Annotated in this window: 15 protein-coding genes and 1 pseudogene; 7 read left to right on the top strand and 9 right to left on the bottom strand. The window is 64.4% G+C overall.

Features of this window, described 5'->3' with window-relative positions:
* Positions 1–3: 3 nt before the first annotated feature.
* The 6 genes from ACQZ13_RS02360 to ACQZ13_RS02335 form a co-directional block, all read right to left on the bottom strand.
* A complete protein-coding gene (locus tag ACQZ13_RS02360; protein ID WP_431049690.1) occupies positions 4–1,242 on the bottom strand; it encodes an MFS transporter in 1,239 nt (412 codons plus the stop codon).
* Between the two features lie 29 nt (positions 1,243–1,271).
* A complete protein-coding gene (locus tag ACQZ13_RS02355; RefSeq protein WP_431049689.1) occupies positions 1,272–2,084 on the bottom strand; it encodes a putative hydro-lyase in 813 nt (270 codons plus the stop codon).
* A 123-nt stretch (positions 2,085–2,207) separates the two neighbouring features.
* The gene (locus ACQZ13_RS02350; RefSeq protein WP_431049688.1) at positions 2,208–3,197 is read right to left on the bottom strand and encodes a LysR family transcriptional regulator; all 990 of its coding nucleotides are present in this window, start codon (positions 3,195–3,197) and stop codon (positions 2,208–2,210) included.
* A 90-nt stretch (positions 3,198–3,287) separates the two neighbouring features.
* On the bottom strand, positions 3,288–4,838 hold the full coding sequence (gene amt, locus ACQZ13_RS02345) for an ammonium transporter (protein WP_431049687.1): 1,551 nt from the start codon (positions 4,836–4,838) through the stop codon (positions 3,288–3,290).
* A gap of 50 nt (positions 4,839–4,888) precedes the next feature.
* Positions 4,889–5,227, bottom strand: a complete 339-nt coding sequence (gene glnK, locus ACQZ13_RS02340) for a P-II family nitrogen regulator (protein WP_067279313.1) — start codon at positions 5,225–5,227, stop codon at positions 4,889–4,891.
* Positions 5,228–5,237: 10 nt separating this feature from the next.
* A complete protein-coding gene (locus tag ACQZ13_RS02335; protein WP_431049686.1) occupies positions 5,238–5,960 on the bottom strand; it encodes a TorF family putative porin in 723 nt (240 codons plus the stop codon).
* Positions 5,961–6,196: 236 nt separating this feature from the next.
* On the opposite strand from ACQZ13_RS02335, the gene ACQZ13_RS02330 reads away from it, so the two are divergent.
* From ACQZ13_RS02330 to ACQZ13_RS02300, 7 genes and pseudogenes are all read left to right on the top strand, one after another.
* Positions 6,197–6,775 (top strand): ImmA/IrrE family metallo-endopeptidase, encoded by a 579-nt coding sequence (locus ACQZ13_RS02330; RefSeq protein ID WP_431049685.1) that lies wholly within the window; start codon positions 6,197–6,199, stop codon positions 6,773–6,775.
* A gap of 34 nt (positions 6,776–6,809) precedes the next feature.
* Positions 6,810–7,355, top strand: a complete 546-nt coding sequence (locus ACQZ13_RS02325; RefSeq protein WP_431049684.1) for a hypothetical protein — start codon at positions 6,810–6,812, stop codon at positions 7,353–7,355.
* Between the two features lie 22 nt (positions 7,356–7,377).
* A pseudogene (locus ACQZ13_RS02320) lies at positions 7,378–8,301 on the top strand (YifB family Mg chelatase-like AAA ATPase); the annotation flags it as partial.
* 485 nt (positions 8,302–8,786) lie between these two features.
* The gene (locus ACQZ13_RS02315; RefSeq protein ID WP_431049683.1) at positions 8,787–9,872 is read left to right on the top strand and encodes a tyrosine-type recombinase/integrase; all 1,086 of its coding nucleotides are present in this window, start codon (positions 8,787–8,789) and stop codon (positions 9,870–9,872) included.
* Between the two features lie 182 nt (positions 9,873–10,054).
* Positions 10,055–10,417, top strand: a complete 363-nt coding sequence (locus tag ACQZ13_RS02310; protein ID WP_431049682.1) for a helix-turn-helix domain-containing protein — start codon at positions 10,055–10,057, stop codon at positions 10,415–10,417.
* Positions 10,418–11,013: 596 nt separating this feature from the next.
* Entirely contained in the window at positions 11,014–12,204 is a 1,191-nt protein-coding gene (locus ACQZ13_RS02305) for a hypothetical protein (protein WP_431049681.1), read from the top strand.
* Positions 12,188–12,544: a GIY-YIG nuclease family protein gene (locus ACQZ13_RS02300; protein ID WP_431049680.1), complete on the top strand. Its 357-nt coding sequence runs from the start codon at positions 12,188–12,190 to the stop codon at positions 12,542–12,544. The genes ACQZ13_RS02305 and ACQZ13_RS02300 overlap by 17 nt, the downstream gene beginning before the upstream one ends.
* Here ACQZ13_RS02300 and ACQZ13_RS02295 read toward each other — a convergent pair.
* From ACQZ13_RS02295 to ACQZ13_RS02285, 3 genes are all read right to left on the bottom strand, one after another.
* Positions 12,429–13,097 (bottom strand): hypothetical protein, encoded by a 669-nt coding sequence (locus ACQZ13_RS02295; protein WP_431053448.1) that lies wholly within the window; start codon positions 13,095–13,097, stop codon positions 12,429–12,431. The genes ACQZ13_RS02300 and ACQZ13_RS02295 overlap by 116 nt on opposite strands.
* A complete protein-coding gene (locus ACQZ13_RS02290; RefSeq protein WP_431049679.1) occupies positions 13,094–13,741 on the bottom strand; it encodes a hypothetical protein in 648 nt (215 codons plus the stop codon). The genes ACQZ13_RS02295 and ACQZ13_RS02290 overlap by 4 nt, the downstream gene beginning before the upstream one ends.
* A 713-nt stretch (positions 13,742–14,454) precedes the next feature.
* Positions 14,455–14,994 (bottom strand): hypothetical protein, encoded by a 540-nt coding sequence (locus tag ACQZ13_RS02285; protein ID WP_431049678.1) that lies wholly within the window; start codon positions 14,992–14,994, stop codon positions 14,455–14,457.
* Positions 14,995–15,246: the final 252 nt, after the last annotated feature.

The raw sequence follows: 15,246 nt of genomic DNA, 5'->3' as shown, positions 1-15,246 counted from the left end.
CATTCAGGCGGCTGCGGGCGCGAGTTCGCGTCCCCGGGTTTCAGGCAAGGCCAGCGCCGCGACGATCACCAGGCCGTAGCAGAGCGCCGCCATCCATCCCAGCGTCTGCCCCAGCGGATATTGCGTGCTGAAGTGGCCGATCAGCGCCGGGCACGCGGCGCCGAGCGCCCGTCCGATGTTGTAGCAAAAGCCCTGGCCGGAGCCGCGTACGTCGCTGGGAAACAATTCCGACAGGAAGGCGCCCATGCCCGAGAAGATGCCCGACAGGAAGAAGCCGAGCGGGAACCCCAGCACCAGCATCATCGCGTCGGTGATCGGCATCTGCGTGTAGGCCAGCACGAGCACGCCGCCCATCAGCGCGAACAGCATGAAGCAGCGCCGCCGGCCGATCGCATCGCTCAGCCACGCGCTCGTCAGGTAGCCGGCGAACGAGCCCGCGATCAGCACCAGCAGGTAGCCGCTGGTGCCCAGCACCGAGAGGTGTCGCTCGGTCTTGAGGAAGGTGGGCAGCCAGGTGGTCACCGAGTAGTACGCGCCTTGCATGCCGGTGGCCAGCAGGCTGGCGAGCACCGTGTTGCGCAGCAGCGCCGGCGAGAAGATGCGCAGGAAGTTGGCGCGCTCGCCGCGGGCCTTGGCGCGCGCCTGCTCGGCCAGGTAGACCGGCGGCTCGTCGAGATTGCGGCGGATGTAGAGGATGAGCGCCGCCGGCAGGATGCCGATCCAGAACAGCACCTTCCACGCGGTCTCCGGCGGCAGCACCGAGTACAGCCCCCAGAACGCCACCGCCGACGCGGCCCAGCCGATGGCCCAACTGCTCTGCACCAGCCCGGCGGCCTTGCCGCGGTGCTTCGCCTTGATCGTCTCGGCGATCAGCACCGAGCCCACCGCCCACTCGCCGCCCATGCCGAAGCCCTGCATCGCGCGGGTGAAGAAGAGCTGCCCGAACGAGGTCGTGAACCCGCTGAGGAAGGTGAAGAGCGCGAACCACAGCACCGTCCACTGCAGCACGCGGACGCGGCCGAAGCGGTCCGCGAGCACGCCCGCCGCCCAGCCGCCGATGGCCGACGTCAGCAGCGCGCCGGTGGCGATCGCGCCCGCCTCGCCCTTGCTCATCCCCCAGGCCGCGATCAGCGTGGGGATCAGGAAGGTGTAGATCATGTAGTCGAAACCGTCGACGCCGTAGCCGGCGAAGGTTGCGACCAGCGTGCGCCGCTCGGGGGCCGTGGTGTCTCTGAGCCACATGGTGTCGTTCCTTTGTTTCCAGGCGTCGATCAGGCCGCGATCAGATCGCGGTTGAGCAGATCGGTCACGAGCATGTGACCGGGCGCATGCGTGATGCAGAACGGCGGGCGCGCCGTCGCGATCGCCGATTGGGGCGTGACGCCGCAGGCCCAGAAGACCGGCAGTTCGCCGTCGCGGATGTCGACCGCATCGCCGTAGTCGGGCCTGGCGATGTCGCTGATGCCGATGCGGGAGGGATCGCCCAGATGCAGCGGCGCCCCATGCACCTGCGGCAGCTGGGAGGTGATCTGTACTGCGCGGATCGCATCGGCGGCGGTCAGCGGCCGCATCGACACCACGGTCGGCCCGCGGAAGACGCCGGCCGGCCTGGTCGCGATGCTGGTGCGGTACATCGCGACGTTGCGCCCCTGCTCGACGTGGCGCAGTGGAATGCCCTCGGCCAGCAGCGCATGCTCGAACGAGAACGAGCAGCCGATGACGAAAGCGACCAGGTCGTCGCGCCACCAGCGCGTCACGTCGGTGGGCTCGTCGACGAGTGCCCCGTCCCGCCAGACCCGGTACCGCGGCACGTCGGTGCGCAGGTCGAGGTCGGCCCCGAGCGCCGCTAGCGTCGCCTCCCCCGGCTCGGTCACGCCGAGCAGCGGGCAGGCCTGCGGGTTCAGCGCGCAGTAGCGCCGGAAGTCCGCCGCGAGCGCCGCCGGCAGGATCGCGAGATTCGCCTGGACGAACTCGCCGGCCAGGCCGCTGGTGTGGCCGGTGAAGCCGCCGCGCCGTGCGGCGAGTCGGACGTCCAGCGCGCTGGACGACGCGTCGGGATCGAGGGGATCTGTCGAGGGGCTCATGGCGGGATCGCGGTGGCTGTCTGACGATGGGGCGGATTGTGGAAGTCGCCCGGCCCCGCGATCCAACGGAAATTTTCCGCCTTCCGTCATCGATTTTCTCGATGACGACAGCAGCACTTCCGCTTAGCGCCTCGGCGCCGCCGATGCCATGCGGGCTTTCCCGGAAGTCCGGCTTGTCGCCCTTCCCGCAGCCTTCCCCGCGGCCTTCCCCGCGGCCTTCCCCGCGGCCTGCCGCGCGACGTGGTCCAGCGCGGAGTCCAGCACCGACTCCGTCAGCTGCGAGCTCGGGTCCTCGCGGTAGCTCGCGTGGATCGGCAGCGGCACCAGGTCGGTGTCGCTGCGCAGCACGCGCAGCGAGGTCCGCTTCGCGAGTTGCTCCGCCACCGCCACCGGCAGCGTGGCGATGCCGAAGCCGCCTTCCACCAGCTGCACCATCGCCGAGATCGACGAGATCGCATGCACGCGCGGCAGCGGCAGGCCCGATTCCTGGAACATCTGCAGCAGCGCCTGGTGCGGCTGCGAGCCACGCTGGAAGGTCAGCAGGTCGTGACCCGCCAGGTCCGACAGCCCGTATCGCCGCTTCGTGTGCAGGTCCGAGCGACCGACGAAACCCATGGGCATCGAGGCCATCGCCCGGGTGCGCACGCCGCCGGCGTCCGCCGCCGGAATCGCCGCGAAGACCAGGTCCTGCGCGCCCCGCCGCACCTGGTCGACGAGCACCGGCGAGGTCTCCACCGTCAGTTCGAGCTCGAAGTCCGGATTCGCCGCGCGCATCTCCTGCAGCCAGCCGGTGAGCCAGCTGTGCACCACCGACTCGATCGCGCCGATGCGCAGCACCGCCGGTCGGCCCGCGCCGCCGGTGCCGCCCATCTCCTCCTTCACCTGCCGCTGGACGTCGAGCAGCCGCTGCGCCAGCGTCTGGAAGCGCTGGCCGGCGACGGTCAGGCGGAACTGCTTGTCGCGCCGGTCCAGCAGCACGACGCCCAGTTCCTCCTCCAGCGTCGCGATCCGGCTCGACAGCGCGGACTGCGTGATGTGCAGCTTCTCCGCCGCGCGCGTGACGCTGCGCAGCGAGGCGGCCCAGTGGAAGGCTTCGACAAAGCGGAGGTTCATGGCGGCGGATTATGGGGAGGCGCGCACGAAAAAAAGCCGCCCCGAAGGGCGGCTTGAGCATTGCAGGAGATTGAAGCTCTTACTTGGCGATCACTTGTGATACGCGGTTTCGCCGTGCGACGAGATGTCCAGGCCCTCGCGCTCTTCCTCTTCGGAGACGCGCAGACCGATCACCAGGTCGACCACCTTGAACGCGATCACCGAGACCACGCCCGACCACACGATGGTCAGCACGACGGCCTTGAGCTGCGTGAAGACCTGCGTGCCGATCGAGTAGGCGTCCGGCGCGATGGTCGCGGCGGTGACCCAGTCGCCGACGGCCGACGGTCCGCCCAGGCTCGGGCTGTTGAACACGCCGGTCAGCAGCGCGCCGACGATGCCGCCCACGCCGTGGACGCCGAAGACGTCCAGCGAGTCGTCCGCACCCAGCAGCTTCTTGAGACCCGACACCCCCCACAGGCAGGCGAAGCCGGCGACCAGACCGATCACCAGACCGCCGCCGATGCCGACGTTGCCGGCGGCCGGGGTGATCGCGACCAGACCGGCCACGGCGCCCGAGGCCGCACCCAGCATCGAGGCCTTGCCCTTGAGCAGCGCCTCACCGACGCACCAGGCCAGCACCGCGGCGGCGGTGGCGAACAGCGTGTTGATGAAGGCCAGCGCGGCGAAGCCGTTGGCTTCCAGTGCGGAGCCGGCGTTGAAACCGAACCAGCCCACCCACAGCAGCGAGGCGCCGACCATGGTCAGGGTCAGGCTGTGCGGCGTGAACGCTTCCTTGCCGTAGCCGATGCGCTTGCCGACCATGAAGGCACCGACGATGCCCGCGACCGCGGCGTTGATGTGCACCACGGTGCCGCCGGCGAAGTCCAGCGCGCCCCACTGCCAGATCAGGCCGGCCTTGCTGTTCATCTCATCGACCACGGCGGCCGACGAGTAGGCGTCCGGACCCATCCAGAACCAGACCATGTGGGCCATCGGCGTGTAGCTGAAGGTGAACCAGATCACCATAAACAGCAGCACGGCGCTGAACTTGATGCGTTCGGCGAAGGCGCCGACGATCAGGCAGCAGGTGATGCCGGCGAAGGTCGCCTGGAAGGCCGCGAACACGATCTCGGGGATGTAGACGCCCTTGCTGAAGGTCGCACCCGGCGCGAAGGTCCCGGCGACGTTGTCCCAGATGCCCTTCATGAACAGCCGGTCGAAGCCGCCGATGAACTTGTTGCCTTCGGTGAAGGCCAGGCTGTAGCCGTACAGGGCCCACAGCACGACGATCAGCGAGAAGGTCACCATCACCTGCATCAGCACCGACAGCATGTTCTTGCTGCGGACCAGGCCGCCATAGAACAGGGCAAGACCCGGCACCGTCATCATGATCACCAGCAGGGTGGAGACCATCATCCAGGTGGTGTCGCCCTTGTTGATCACGGGGGGCGCGGCGGCGGCGGCCGAGGCGGCATCGGCGGGGGCCGAGGCGGCGGGCGCCGCGGCATCGGCGACCGGGGCCGACGGCGCGGGCGCCTGGGCGGTGGTCTCGCTGGCGACGGCGGCGGGCGCGGAGGCCGCATCCTGCGCCATGGCCGCGGGGGCCAGGCTGGTGAAGGCTGCCGCGGCCAAGGCCAGGCAGGCGAGTAGTTTCTTCATGTTGGGGACTCTTTTCGTTGGGTCTTGGAAGACAGCGTCAATCGGCGTGCTCAGAGCGCGTCCTGTCCGGTCTCGCCGGTGCGGATGCGGATCACCTGGTCCAGCGGGGAGACGAAGATCTTGCCGTCCCCGATCTTGCCGGTGCGGGCGGCGTTCTCGATCGCCTCGATGACCTGCTCGACCACGGTGTCGGAGACCGCGGCCTCGATCTTCACCTTGGGCAGGAAGTCGACGACGTACTCCGCGCCGCGGTACAGCTCGGTGTGGCCCTTCTGGCGGCCGAAGCCCTTGACCTCGGTGACGGTCAGCCCCTGGACGCCGATGGCGCTGAGCGCCTCGCGCACTTCATCCAGCTTGAAGGGCTTGATGACGGCAGTGATCAGTTTCATTCGTAGCTCCTCAGAAGACCTTCTTGACGGACACGACCACGCCGTTCTTGCCGAGGTCCTTGCCCTTGGCGCCGATGTAGCCTTCGGCGTTCGTGGCCACGAAGCCCGCACCGAAGGTGAAGCCGGACCAGTCCTTGTTCACCGTGACCGAGTAATCGGTGTAGCTCGCGCCGCTGTTGTTCTTGACCTTCTGGTGGCCCACGTGCGGGGTCAGCGAAAAGCCGCCGCCGACATCGAAGGTGGCGGTGAGGTCGAGGTAGCCGCTCTGCTTGGAGTCGGCGAAGCCGAACAGGTTGCTGATGGCGTGCGAGTACTTCAGCGTGGCGGGGCCGAAGGAGACGGCGCCGTACAGCTCGTTGGTGTTGGCGCTGGTGGCCAGCTTGTTGCTGGGGTAGTTGTAGCGCAGGAAGCCCACGTCGACGGTGACGCCGCCGCCGACCTCGGTCTTGTAGCCGGCGTAGGTGTCGATCTCGACGTCCGAATCGCCGCCGCCGTCCTTGATCCACTGGATGGTGGAGGCCCAGGCGCCGATGTAGAAGCCGCTGGAGTGGGCGTAGTCGACGCCGCCTTGCAGGGCGGGCTTGAGGCGCGTCTGCGAGATGCCGCGGTAGCGGTAGTCGGAGGTGACGCTGACGTTGAAGGACAGCGGGCTGGCCTCCTGGGCCAGCGCCGGGAGGGCGACGGCGGCAATGGCGGCGACGGCTGCGGCGCGGACGACGGCGATGGACTTCATGCGCGGGGACTCCTGATTGTTTGGGGCGACTCTGGGCGACTGCTTTCCGGAGGAGGCTTTGCAGCTTTTGTGCCAAGTTCTCGCGATCGCACGCGTCTCCCCCGAAAGGGCCCCATTCCGGCTCACGCAGCCACGAACGGTTGCCGATCCCGCCCCGTCAAGCGTCAAAGCGCACCAAATGCATGCGCGGATGGGGGATTGGTTAACCCTCGAAACGCCCCAACAGGGTGCTAGCCGTGAAATCGTTCGCTGCGGACACTGCGGAGCTCGTGAACCGGATGGGTGCGCAAGCGATGCAGATGCAAGGAAATCAGGTGACGGCTGCTTGGCCGGTAGATCTCTCCCACATGGCGCCGACGGCCGCAGCGAACTGGCTCGTCGGGCGCTATTGGAACGACGCCCTTCCGGTACAGCCAGGGCGGATCGCGCGGAGCATGGGGGTCTCGCTCCAAGAGCTGACCGGCGACGAGTCTTCGCCGATCTACCACGGACCGGGCGGAGAACTTCGTCTCGCGATCGACCGCCAGGAGCCGCCCCTGCGTCAGCGTGTCGCCGTGGCACGCGGACTGGGCCACATCGTTCTGCGTCACCGCGATCCTTCTCTCAAGGCCTGGCGAAACTTCGGCGACGACCCACCCAGCCCGCACGACAAGGATGCGAGCCTCTTCGCCGCGACCCTGCTGGTGCCGTCCGAGCATCTCCGCTTCTGCATGGCGAGCGGCTGGGCCAGGAACTCACGACAGATCGTGGAGTGGTTCGACGTGCCGGAGAGCTTGGTCGCGCTGCGTTATCAGTTGCTGCTGGCCGGCCATTGAACGCCTCCTCCCGCCTTTGCCGACGGAGAACCCCATGACTCATCCCCAAGCGTGCGCTACCCCAACGGAGCCAGCAGCGTCACCTCCGCTGAATGCCTCTGACGCCGACCGCCGCGCCGAGTCGTTTCGCTTGGGCTCAGTGGACGCGCGCGCGCGAATCTTCTTCCGAAGCATCGCCCTCGGCTTGTCAGCCTTGGTCTTGATCGTCATCACGCTGGGTCTGCATGCCTCGACACAGGCGTTCTTCGAGGTGGCACGCCTGACCGCATCGATCGACGATCCGGTGCGAGCGATGCCTGTCGGCGCGACCCCGGTCGGAGACGACTCGCCCGTTGCGCCGCCCGACAGCGCCACTTGGCCGCACGGCGCGGTAGCCGTGGTGACCGCGCTGCTAGTCGCCGACGTCGTGCTCGCCATCGGACTGATCCGGGCGACCTTCAGCCTCACCGTCGATACGGACAAGACGGCGCTCCCGGCCAAGGACCCGATCTCTGACAGCTTTGGTCTTCCCGGCGCGGAACTGCTGAAGGCGACCAAGGACGCCATTGCCACCGTGACCAAGGATCTTCCGCCCCGTTGAAAACACGGCGAACCCCATGGCGATGTCCCTCTCCATCATCCACAGCCGCGCGCTGGACGGTCTGTCGGCTGCCGCGGTCGAAGTGGAAGTGCACCTGGCCAATGGGTTGCCGAGCTTCACGCTGGTGGGGCTGGCGGACCTGGAGGTCAAGGAATCCCGCGAGCGCGTGCGCGCCGCGCTGCAGAGCAGCGGGTTGGAGTTCCCGGCGAACAAGCGGATCACCGTCAATCTGTCGCCGGCCGACCTGCCGAAGGAAGGCGCGCGCTTCGACCTGCCGATCGCGCTCGGCCTGCTGGCGGCGAGCGGGCAGATCGATGCGGAGATGCTCGCGAACATCGAATGTGCGGGCGAGCTCGGCCTCTCGGGTGAGCTGCGACCGATCAAAGGGGCCTTGGCGATGGCGCTCGCGTTGCGCGCCGCGAAGCTCGATCGGGCGCTGATCCTGCCGCGCGGCTGCGCCGACGAGGCGGCGCTGGTGCAGGGGCTCGTCGTGAGGGAGGCGGCGCACCTGCTCGACCTCGTGAATGCGCTGCAGCCCGGCAGCGAGACGCCTTTGCCACGCGTGCAGCGCGATCCGCCGCCGCGCGGCGAGACGCCGCTCGACCTGCGCGACATCAAGGGACAGTCCGGACCTAAACGCGCGCTGGAGATCGCGGCGGCAGGCGGCTTGAGCATCCTGTTGGTGGGGCCGCCGGGCACCGGCAAATCGATGCTCGCGCGGCGGCTGCCGACGCTGCTGCCGCCATTGTCGGAATCGGAAGCGCTGGAATCCGCCGCACTGCTCAGCGCCAACGGGCAGTTCCGCCCATCCTTGTGGGCGCAGCGCGCTTTCCGGGCCCCGCATCACAGTGCTTCGGCCGCCGCGATGATCGGTGGAGGATCGCCGCCTCGGCCCGGCGAGATCACACTCGCCCAGCACGGCGTGCTTTTCCTCGACGAATTGCCTTCTGTTGACTCTAGATTGACTTTGGCTTGAAAGCTTGAGTGTCTGAAAGTCCTTGCGAATCAAGTACTTGGCACTAATTCAGACACAACAGATGTTCGGATGGGACGTTTGAAGCCCCGCATCCAAGATTGATGTGGACGTTTAACGTTCATTTTTTGCATTAAACATTGAATATGCGCGTTTAATGACCTAATTTGCCATCAAACGTCCGACCAGGAGCTTTGATGCGCTGCCGCCCCCGCACTCGCACGCCATGCCGCGCATCACCTCCAAGTTCGTGCGTAGGGGTCTACGTCAAGCACGTGGAGAGATTCAGGCGATGGCCGGCGAAGCAGTTTCAGAAGGACGCCGCCGACGTCAATGAGGCTGGCAGCGTCAAAGGGCATCGGGGCTGAGGCATGGGACGTCCTCTTCCAAAGCCAGTCCCGCCAGAGGACGACCTCCCGGCATGGCTCACATCGGTTCAACGCGACCTGCTCGTAAGCATGCTGTCAGCCTATGAGACGCGACGACGCTCATTGGGCCATGTCGAATCGACGATTACTGAGGGGCGCTCAGTCATCCTGGCGCTCGTGGAGTTCGCGCACCGCATCCCAGGCGAAATGGCGGCTGACGATTTTGAGCGGTGGAGCGAGTCGCTGTATCGCGATTCGAAGTTGAAGGCCTCTAGCCAGCGTAAGTACCAAAGTACCGTTAAGAAGTTCTTCGAGTACCTGAGTACCACGCCGAAGCTAAGGAACGCCGTTCGAGCTGTCTATCAGCATGACCTGGTGCAAATCGTCACCGCCGATAACAGCATCATTCACAAGCGCGAGGATGAGCGCGACAGAGAGAGCGGAGGTCGCAGCTTCTCCGATGAGGAAGTCGAACAGTTCTTTGACTGCCTAAAACGCGATATCGAAATCGCCTACAAACAGCGGGCCCATGTCCAACTGCGTTGCCTGCAACGAGATAAGGCGATGTTCGCAGCGACGCTCTCCGAAGGTTGGCGAGCCGATGAGGTCGTTCACCTCGAACTCAAGTCCTTCGAGCCGAATTTCGACTTCCCAGAATTCGGCCAGTTCGGCATGTGGCGGGTCTTCGGAAAAGGAAAAAAGTGGCGCACCGCGCCTGTCGAGGACCCATCGACACCCGCTGTCCTGAAGTGGTACGTCGACACCGTCCGCCCCACGTTCTTAGCCAAGGCCAAAAATGCTGACGAGCAACACCTCTTCCTGACCGAACACGGAGGGCCGTTCAGCTATGCAGGCTTTCACGCTCGTTTCAGAAGGGCGGTGGAGGCGGCCAACCTGCCCTCGGACCTCACTCCCCATAGTCTGCGACATACGGCGGTCAGTGATGACGCTCGGGAGGGAAAGTCTCTCCATGCGTCTCAGCAAAAGGTTGGACACGCTTTCGCTGCGACGACCCAGGGCTACACCCATCTGCCCGACTCGTTCGTCAAGCAAGAGGCCGCACGGCTCATCAAGGCGCGCCTCGAGCGCGCGGATAAGGCGGCCAAGGCCGTTCCCAGGCCTAAGACCAAGGCCGGCGACAAGGTGACGCCCGAAGGGACCTCCAACAAGGATTGACTCAGGATGACGATGCGCCGCAGCTCCCTAAATGCCCTCTTCGACAGTTGCTTCCCCTACGCGCACGCGTGTGCTCGGAAGTCGAGCTCACTGGGGCATCCATCAGCTCTGAAATCCGCAGCCAGAAGACGACGTCTTCCAACAAATGGCTTCCTTCAAACTTTTGACCACTGACAACGACCATGACAGAAAAGGCATCCGTCGATTTAGTTTGGCGGCTTCACACAGTGATGTCCGAGCGCGGAATCCGGAGCTCCACGGAACTGCATCGCCGCATCGTCCCCTATGGCATTGACATCACGAGTCATCAGCTGGCCCGCATCGTCGCGAAGCTGCCAGAGCGGTTGAACATGCAAGTCCTTGCGGCTCTCATGACTGAGCTTGACTGCGAGGCATCGGACCTCATTCGTGCGAGCGCCCCGACAGCCAACCAGCAACAGCGCAGACCCGCCAAATCGACAGCGCCAGCGGCGGTTCCACCAGACGTGACCGGCCCCAACGTGGCAACGCTACGACCCGCACTCGACAACGCCAAGAAGCCATGAAAGTCGCGCGCTGCTATCTCTGCGGTCGTGACCGAAAGGTTGCACGCCGGACCGTCGTAGGAGCGGTCTGCGACGTCTGCTACGCCCGAGAGTTTTGCAGCGCAGCTTGCGCCACTTGCGGGGCCACTACGCGCAGCTACCGCGGAGAATCCCCCGCCTACTGCGGCAAGTGCAGCGCATCCGAGATTGCCTGTAAGTGCGCCAGCTGCGGCTCTCGGATGCCGAGGTCGACATGGTCCGCTGACGGACCGCACACCTGTGCGCGCTGTCGGACGCTGGCGGCCTCTCCCCCACACTGTTCCGTTTGCGGCCGAGCATCGCGCCATCTCATATCCGGACAGAAACGGGGCCACGCACCAAAGTGCCGGCGGTGCGCTAATCCAGGGAAGTACGCAACTTGCAGCATCTGCAGACATTCGCGCATCGTCGCAACACGCACCGAAGATGGCCGTCCAATTTGCCGACAGTGCGAACTCACTCCCAACATCACCTGCGAGATTTGCAAGCAGCAGACACCGCGGCACCTCTCCACCCAATGTGAAGTCTGCTACAAGCGCAAGTGGCTGCTCACAAGCCTTCGCGAGCAATCGGCGGCGATGTCCCAGGGAGACTTCAAGCAGCTATATGAGGATTTCGGCAATCACTGGCTAACGACGGTTTCTTTGAGCGGCATCACCAAACGCCATCTAGCTCGCAATCAAGCATTCTTTCAGCGCTTGGCTGATGGCCTCGACTCCGTCGAAGCCTTGAAGACTGCGAACCTTGTCGACTACTTCTCCCCCGACGAGCTTCAGCGTCACTTCCACATCGTGTCTTGGTTGCTTGAGACAGGCCGGTGCAGGGCCAATTCACGGGCGGAACTCGTGGACGCCGCAGAACGGTTGGCTCAGACGCAAATCCTTCGCCAGACCCGAACTCAGTGGAAGCTCGATTTGTTGGTCCGCTTCGAAGGCTCGCTCCGACGATTCAAGGCGACAGGTGAGCGGCGTGGTTGGCACGGCGAGGACGCGGTGCTTCAGCTTCGGACCATCACCCTACTCTTGCGCGCAGCGTGGAGATTTTTGGAAGGTCTACCAGAGTCCGTTGTCTCGGTTCAAGCAATCGACCAAGGAAGCGTTGATGCGTTCATTGTCGAGTTCCCGGGGCACCGTGATTCTTTCCGTCGGTTCATCAGGTACTTGAATCAAGAAGAGACGCTCTTCAACCCGCTCCTCGGACCGTTCGTCGACAGGCCATTCCCTGTCCACCTCCTGCGCCCGCCGGAAGAGGCGAACAAGCTCTTGGTCAAATGGTTGGAAGGCACGGAAGACACCGTCAGAGAACGGCTGCTGTGCATTCTGATGCTGGTGTTCGCCCGGCAAGCAAAGGCAGCGTGCTCTCTTCGGCGCCAGCACTTTTCTGTTGGACCCAAGGGAACCGTCGAAGCTCGATTTGGCAAGATTCCAGTGGCACTTCCGGGGCCAATCGCGGCGCTCGTGTTGCAACACCTCGGCATCGAGGAACGGCGTCGCGGTCGACCGCTAGTTGACGAGGACTACCTGTTCCCTGGCAGGATGAGCGGCCAACCCTTGCATCCTGGTTCCTTGCGCCCGTTCACCATCCGCGAAGGGGTATCCGCGCGGTCGCTCTATACGACCTCCCTCGCGAGCTACTACCGTGAGGGGCTTCGCTTGCCGTCCATCCTGTCGCAGACGCTTGGCATCACCAAGACCACGGCGATTCGGTACTACCAAGCATTCGCACCAGAGCAGACCGAGGAGGCGCTGTTCCATGCTGGGCGACGTTAGGCCTTGCAGGCCGTGCTGCCTCTACCTTCTCATCTGTCAGAGTGGCAGGAGCTACATCGGCATTTCGGAGTTCCCGGCCGTTCGCCTACAGGCGCATCAAGCGGGTCGAGGGAGCTTCTTCACGCGGCTCAATAGACCGGCCGCTCTGCACCATCTGGTGTGGTTGCCCAGTCGGAAGATTGCCGCTCACCTTGAGTGGCGTCTCAAGCGCAAGCGCCGCTCAGCTAAGTTGGCTTGGTTCGCTGCGATGGCCGATACCAGCCCCTCTCAGCCAGCCAGTCTTGAAGCTGCTTGCGAAGCGTTGGAGCGCTGTAGTCGAACGCTGCGTGGCGATGGCTGAGTCGGTCAATTAGTTTCAGACCGATGGTCGGCGTCATGTCGCCCACGCCTTCCTTGAGCTGCACCCATGCACAAATACTGCCGTCGGCGTCCAACAAGAGGAAGTCGCTAAGCTCATTCATCGTGCCGCCACAACACTCAGCAGATGCAAGCCGAACGCCTTCCGCCTCGAAGAGGAAGCGCACCGCCTCCACGGCGGCTTCAAGGCCGAAGGACGGAGACGTCGATGCACTGAGTCGACCTTCGAAGCAGTTCGCCCTGCCGTCGCCCGCCGGTAGAAGTACTGGCGGGTCGGCATCCTCCAGCCACGCTCGAATCTCGGTCATGCCTGCACCGGCATCGACAAGTACGGCTAGGTGAGTCACCCACTCCGCAAAGACACCCACCTGGTCTGCATCTTCAGGAAACATCGCCACGAATGGCCGAGGGTCGACCAGTTGCCCACCCTCGATTCCAAGACCCCGTATATGCGCGTCACTCGAGGTATTGATTTCCAGCACCGGCTCAACACCTTCGCCTCGGAGAGGCACGTACGCCAAAGACAGCGAGCTCATCTTGAACCTCCGCTTCCTTGTAAAACGGCGCGACACAACCCACGCAGGTGCCCGAGCCGATGGCTCAACGCATAAGCGATTGCGCCTTGCATCCACAGCTCCGCGCCATTCACGGAATGCCCAACGACGCAACAGCGAACGAGGTCTGCACGCAATGCCTGCGCTTTTGCAATCCAGGGCTCCAGCGTGGACTCGAGAAGGTAGGCGCCAAACAGATGGCGATGAAGGATAGGGCTACCCTCCGCCGCAAGCAAACCCACGCTTTGAAGCGGCTCCTCGCCCGCCATCAGCAACGAGTTCGCATGGTCAAAACCAAGAATGAAGCCAGGCACATGTGCACGTAGCCCAGCTTTCACATTGCCATATCGGTCCCAGTTTCCAATCAAGACATCGAACACTAGCAACCCGGCGCACTCCGCCGGATAGCGGTCAACGACGGCTTGGGCTTGACCACCTTCTACATGCGGAAAGCGGGCGCCAGGTTGGCCTATGAGGAGGCTTGCGAATGCGAGGCTGTCTGGGAGTTCGCATAGGGCTCCCGGAGCCACCGGCACACCCAGAAGGGCTCCAATCCGAGCGGCAGCGAGCTCGCAGTACACGGCGAAGGGAGCTTCCGACGAGTCGAACTTCAGGACCGCGGCCACGCTACCGAGCCGCGCCCCTGTAGCCCCTCGGGCCATCGCCGGGCCAATTCTCGTAGCCCGTGCCGGCGACGACAGGACTTGCGCCCGCCGCGACGTGGAGCACATGTCCGGTTCATCCAGGTGTTTCAATTCTTCAGGCACATCATTCTTCGAGCGGAACGTCACATGCACGCGGCGGCAGCGACCAGCGGTGCCCCAGAGCCCAGTTAGCACCTTCAAAGAGCTCGCTGTCACGGCCCCATTTCGCCGCTCGAGCGACGTACTTCAGCCGTTTCTCGCATCAGAGAAGAGGGGTCGATTCAAGCAACTAGCCGACCGTTCTCCCCGCCAAATGCAGGAGGCCTCGGTGATGCAGGACCCAGCGTTGCAACCAGTCGTCGATATAGAGGAAGTCGGCCAGCGGGTCTTGCAATAGGCGGTGATACCCACGGGCGAGCACGAGCGCCCGATACTCCCCACCAGACAGAACACCCACCCCATCCGGTGGTTCCTCTGCGTCGTGCCAGGCACGCCCGAGTTCCTCCAGCCGCTGGTAGGTGTAGGCATGCCAGCCCTCCGTGCCCAAGAGAGGAGCCCTCATTGCTCATCCCTACTAGTCGCACGACTCGCCGGCGGCCGCGCATGGCGGAGGCGAGCAGTTGGAGTCACTTCTAGCCCGCAGGGAGCGGAGGTCGGACTGGAACGGCGCCAGCTCGTAGGCTTGCTATCGCCGGTCATTGGTCCGCGGCCCCAGTCAGCCCGCCGTCTTCGAGCTTAGTGGTGGGAACACGGTGCAACTTCTCGCTAGCAGAGCGTTCCGCGACTTGGGTCCCGACTGCGTGAGGGCAAGCATGAACGAGGAGCGCATCGTCGACCAAGTCGCTGCAGTGATAGTTCACCATCGTCAGCAGCTTGAGTGCGTTGACTTCTTCGCTCGTAGATGGTGGACGCCCGTGCATCTTGATGACGACGTCGACCACCTGGGCAAGGCCAGAGAACCCTAGGCGCCACGCCTCATCATCGAACCCCCACGGCCAGAACTCGCTAGGCTTCGAATCCATGCCCTGGTCCGACCCGGCTGTACTTTGCTCAATCTTGAGCGCGTCAGCGGCGGGCAACGCTGACGCTTCAAGCTCACGCCAGCTGTTGAACCCCTCGGCGAGGGCAACTAAATTCAGCGCCTCCCCGTGCGTGAAATTTCGCTCAGTGGCGCCTTTCTTCAGGCGGCCTGCATTGCGCCGAAGCTGCTCCACCCGTCCCTGAGTCAGTGCCATCTTGACCTCATCTGGTTCAACTGCTCGTCGCGCTCACAGAGCAATCCATCACCAGCCTGGAGCTGGCAAATGGAAGATGAACCGCTGCCGAGAATCCGGCTTCGCCAACATGAGCGTATGAAGCCTACGGGACGGCTTCATCCGAAAGCTAACGTCCCAACCAAGTGCCGTCAACTGTCGCCAACATGGTGTTGTTTTCCGCTTCTTTGTCGCAAATTGCCACAAAGCCTCAGTAGTTCCGAGTGCGTCATA

This window comes from Roseateles sp. L2-2 (assembly GCF_050613215.1).
GTDB lineage: Bacteria > Pseudomonadota > Gammaproteobacteria > Burkholderiales > Burkholderiaceae_C > Roseateles > Roseateles noduli.
This window is presented reverse-complemented; position numbering and strand designations above follow the sequence as displayed.

Excerpts from the sequence above, each read along its gene's own strand:
- ACQZ13_RS02295 (WP_431053448.1), bottom strand. The coding sequence starts at position 13,097 with ATGAGCTCGCTGTCTTTGGCGTACGTGCCTCTCCGAGGCGAAGGTGTT.
- ACQZ13_RS02310 (WP_431049682.1), top strand. The coding sequence starts at position 10,055 with ATGACAGAAAAGGCATCCGTCGATTTAGTTTGGCGGCTTCACACAGTG.
- ACQZ13_RS02325 (WP_431049684.1), top strand. The coding sequence starts at position 6,810 with ATGACTCATCCCCAAGCGTGCGCTACCCCAACGGAGCCAGCAGCGTCA.
- ACQZ13_RS02335 (WP_431049686.1), bottom strand. The coding sequence starts at position 5,960 with ATGAAGTCCATCGCCGTCGTCCGCGCCGCAGCCGTCGCCGCCATTGCC.
- ACQZ13_RS02305 (WP_431049681.1), top strand. The coding sequence starts at position 11,014 with ATGTCCCAGGGAGACTTCAAGCAGCTATATGAGGATTTCGGCAATCAC.
- ACQZ13_RS02360 (WP_431049690.1), bottom strand. The coding sequence starts at position 1,242 with ATGTGGCTCAGAGACACCACGGCCCCCGAGCGGCGCACGCTGGTCGCA.
- glnK (WP_067279313.1), bottom strand. The coding sequence starts at position 5,227 with ATGAAACTGATCACTGCCGTCATCAAGCCCTTCAAGCTGGATGAAGTG.
- ACQZ13_RS02285 (WP_431049678.1), bottom strand. The coding sequence starts at position 14,994 with ATGGCACTGACTCAGGGACGGGTGGAGCAGCTTCGGCGCAATGCAGGC.
- ACQZ13_RS02350 (WP_431049688.1), bottom strand. The coding sequence starts at position 3,197 with ATGAACCTCCGCTTTGTCGAAGCCTTCCACTGGGCCGCCTCGCTGCGC.
- ACQZ13_RS02315 (WP_431049683.1), top strand. The coding sequence starts at position 8,787 with ATGCTGTCAGCCTATGAGACGCGACGACGCTCATTGGGCCATGTCGAA.
- amt (WP_431049687.1), bottom strand. The coding sequence starts at position 4,838 with ATGAAGAAACTACTCGCCTGCCTGGCCTTGGCCGCGGCAGCCTTCACC.
- ACQZ13_RS02300 (WP_431049680.1), top strand. The coding sequence starts at position 12,188 with ATGCTGGGCGACGTTAGGCCTTGCAGGCCGTGCTGCCTCTACCTTCTC.
- ACQZ13_RS02355 (WP_431049689.1), bottom strand. The coding sequence starts at position 2,084 with ATGAGCCCCTCGACAGATCCCCTCGATCCCGACGCGTCGTCCAGCGCG.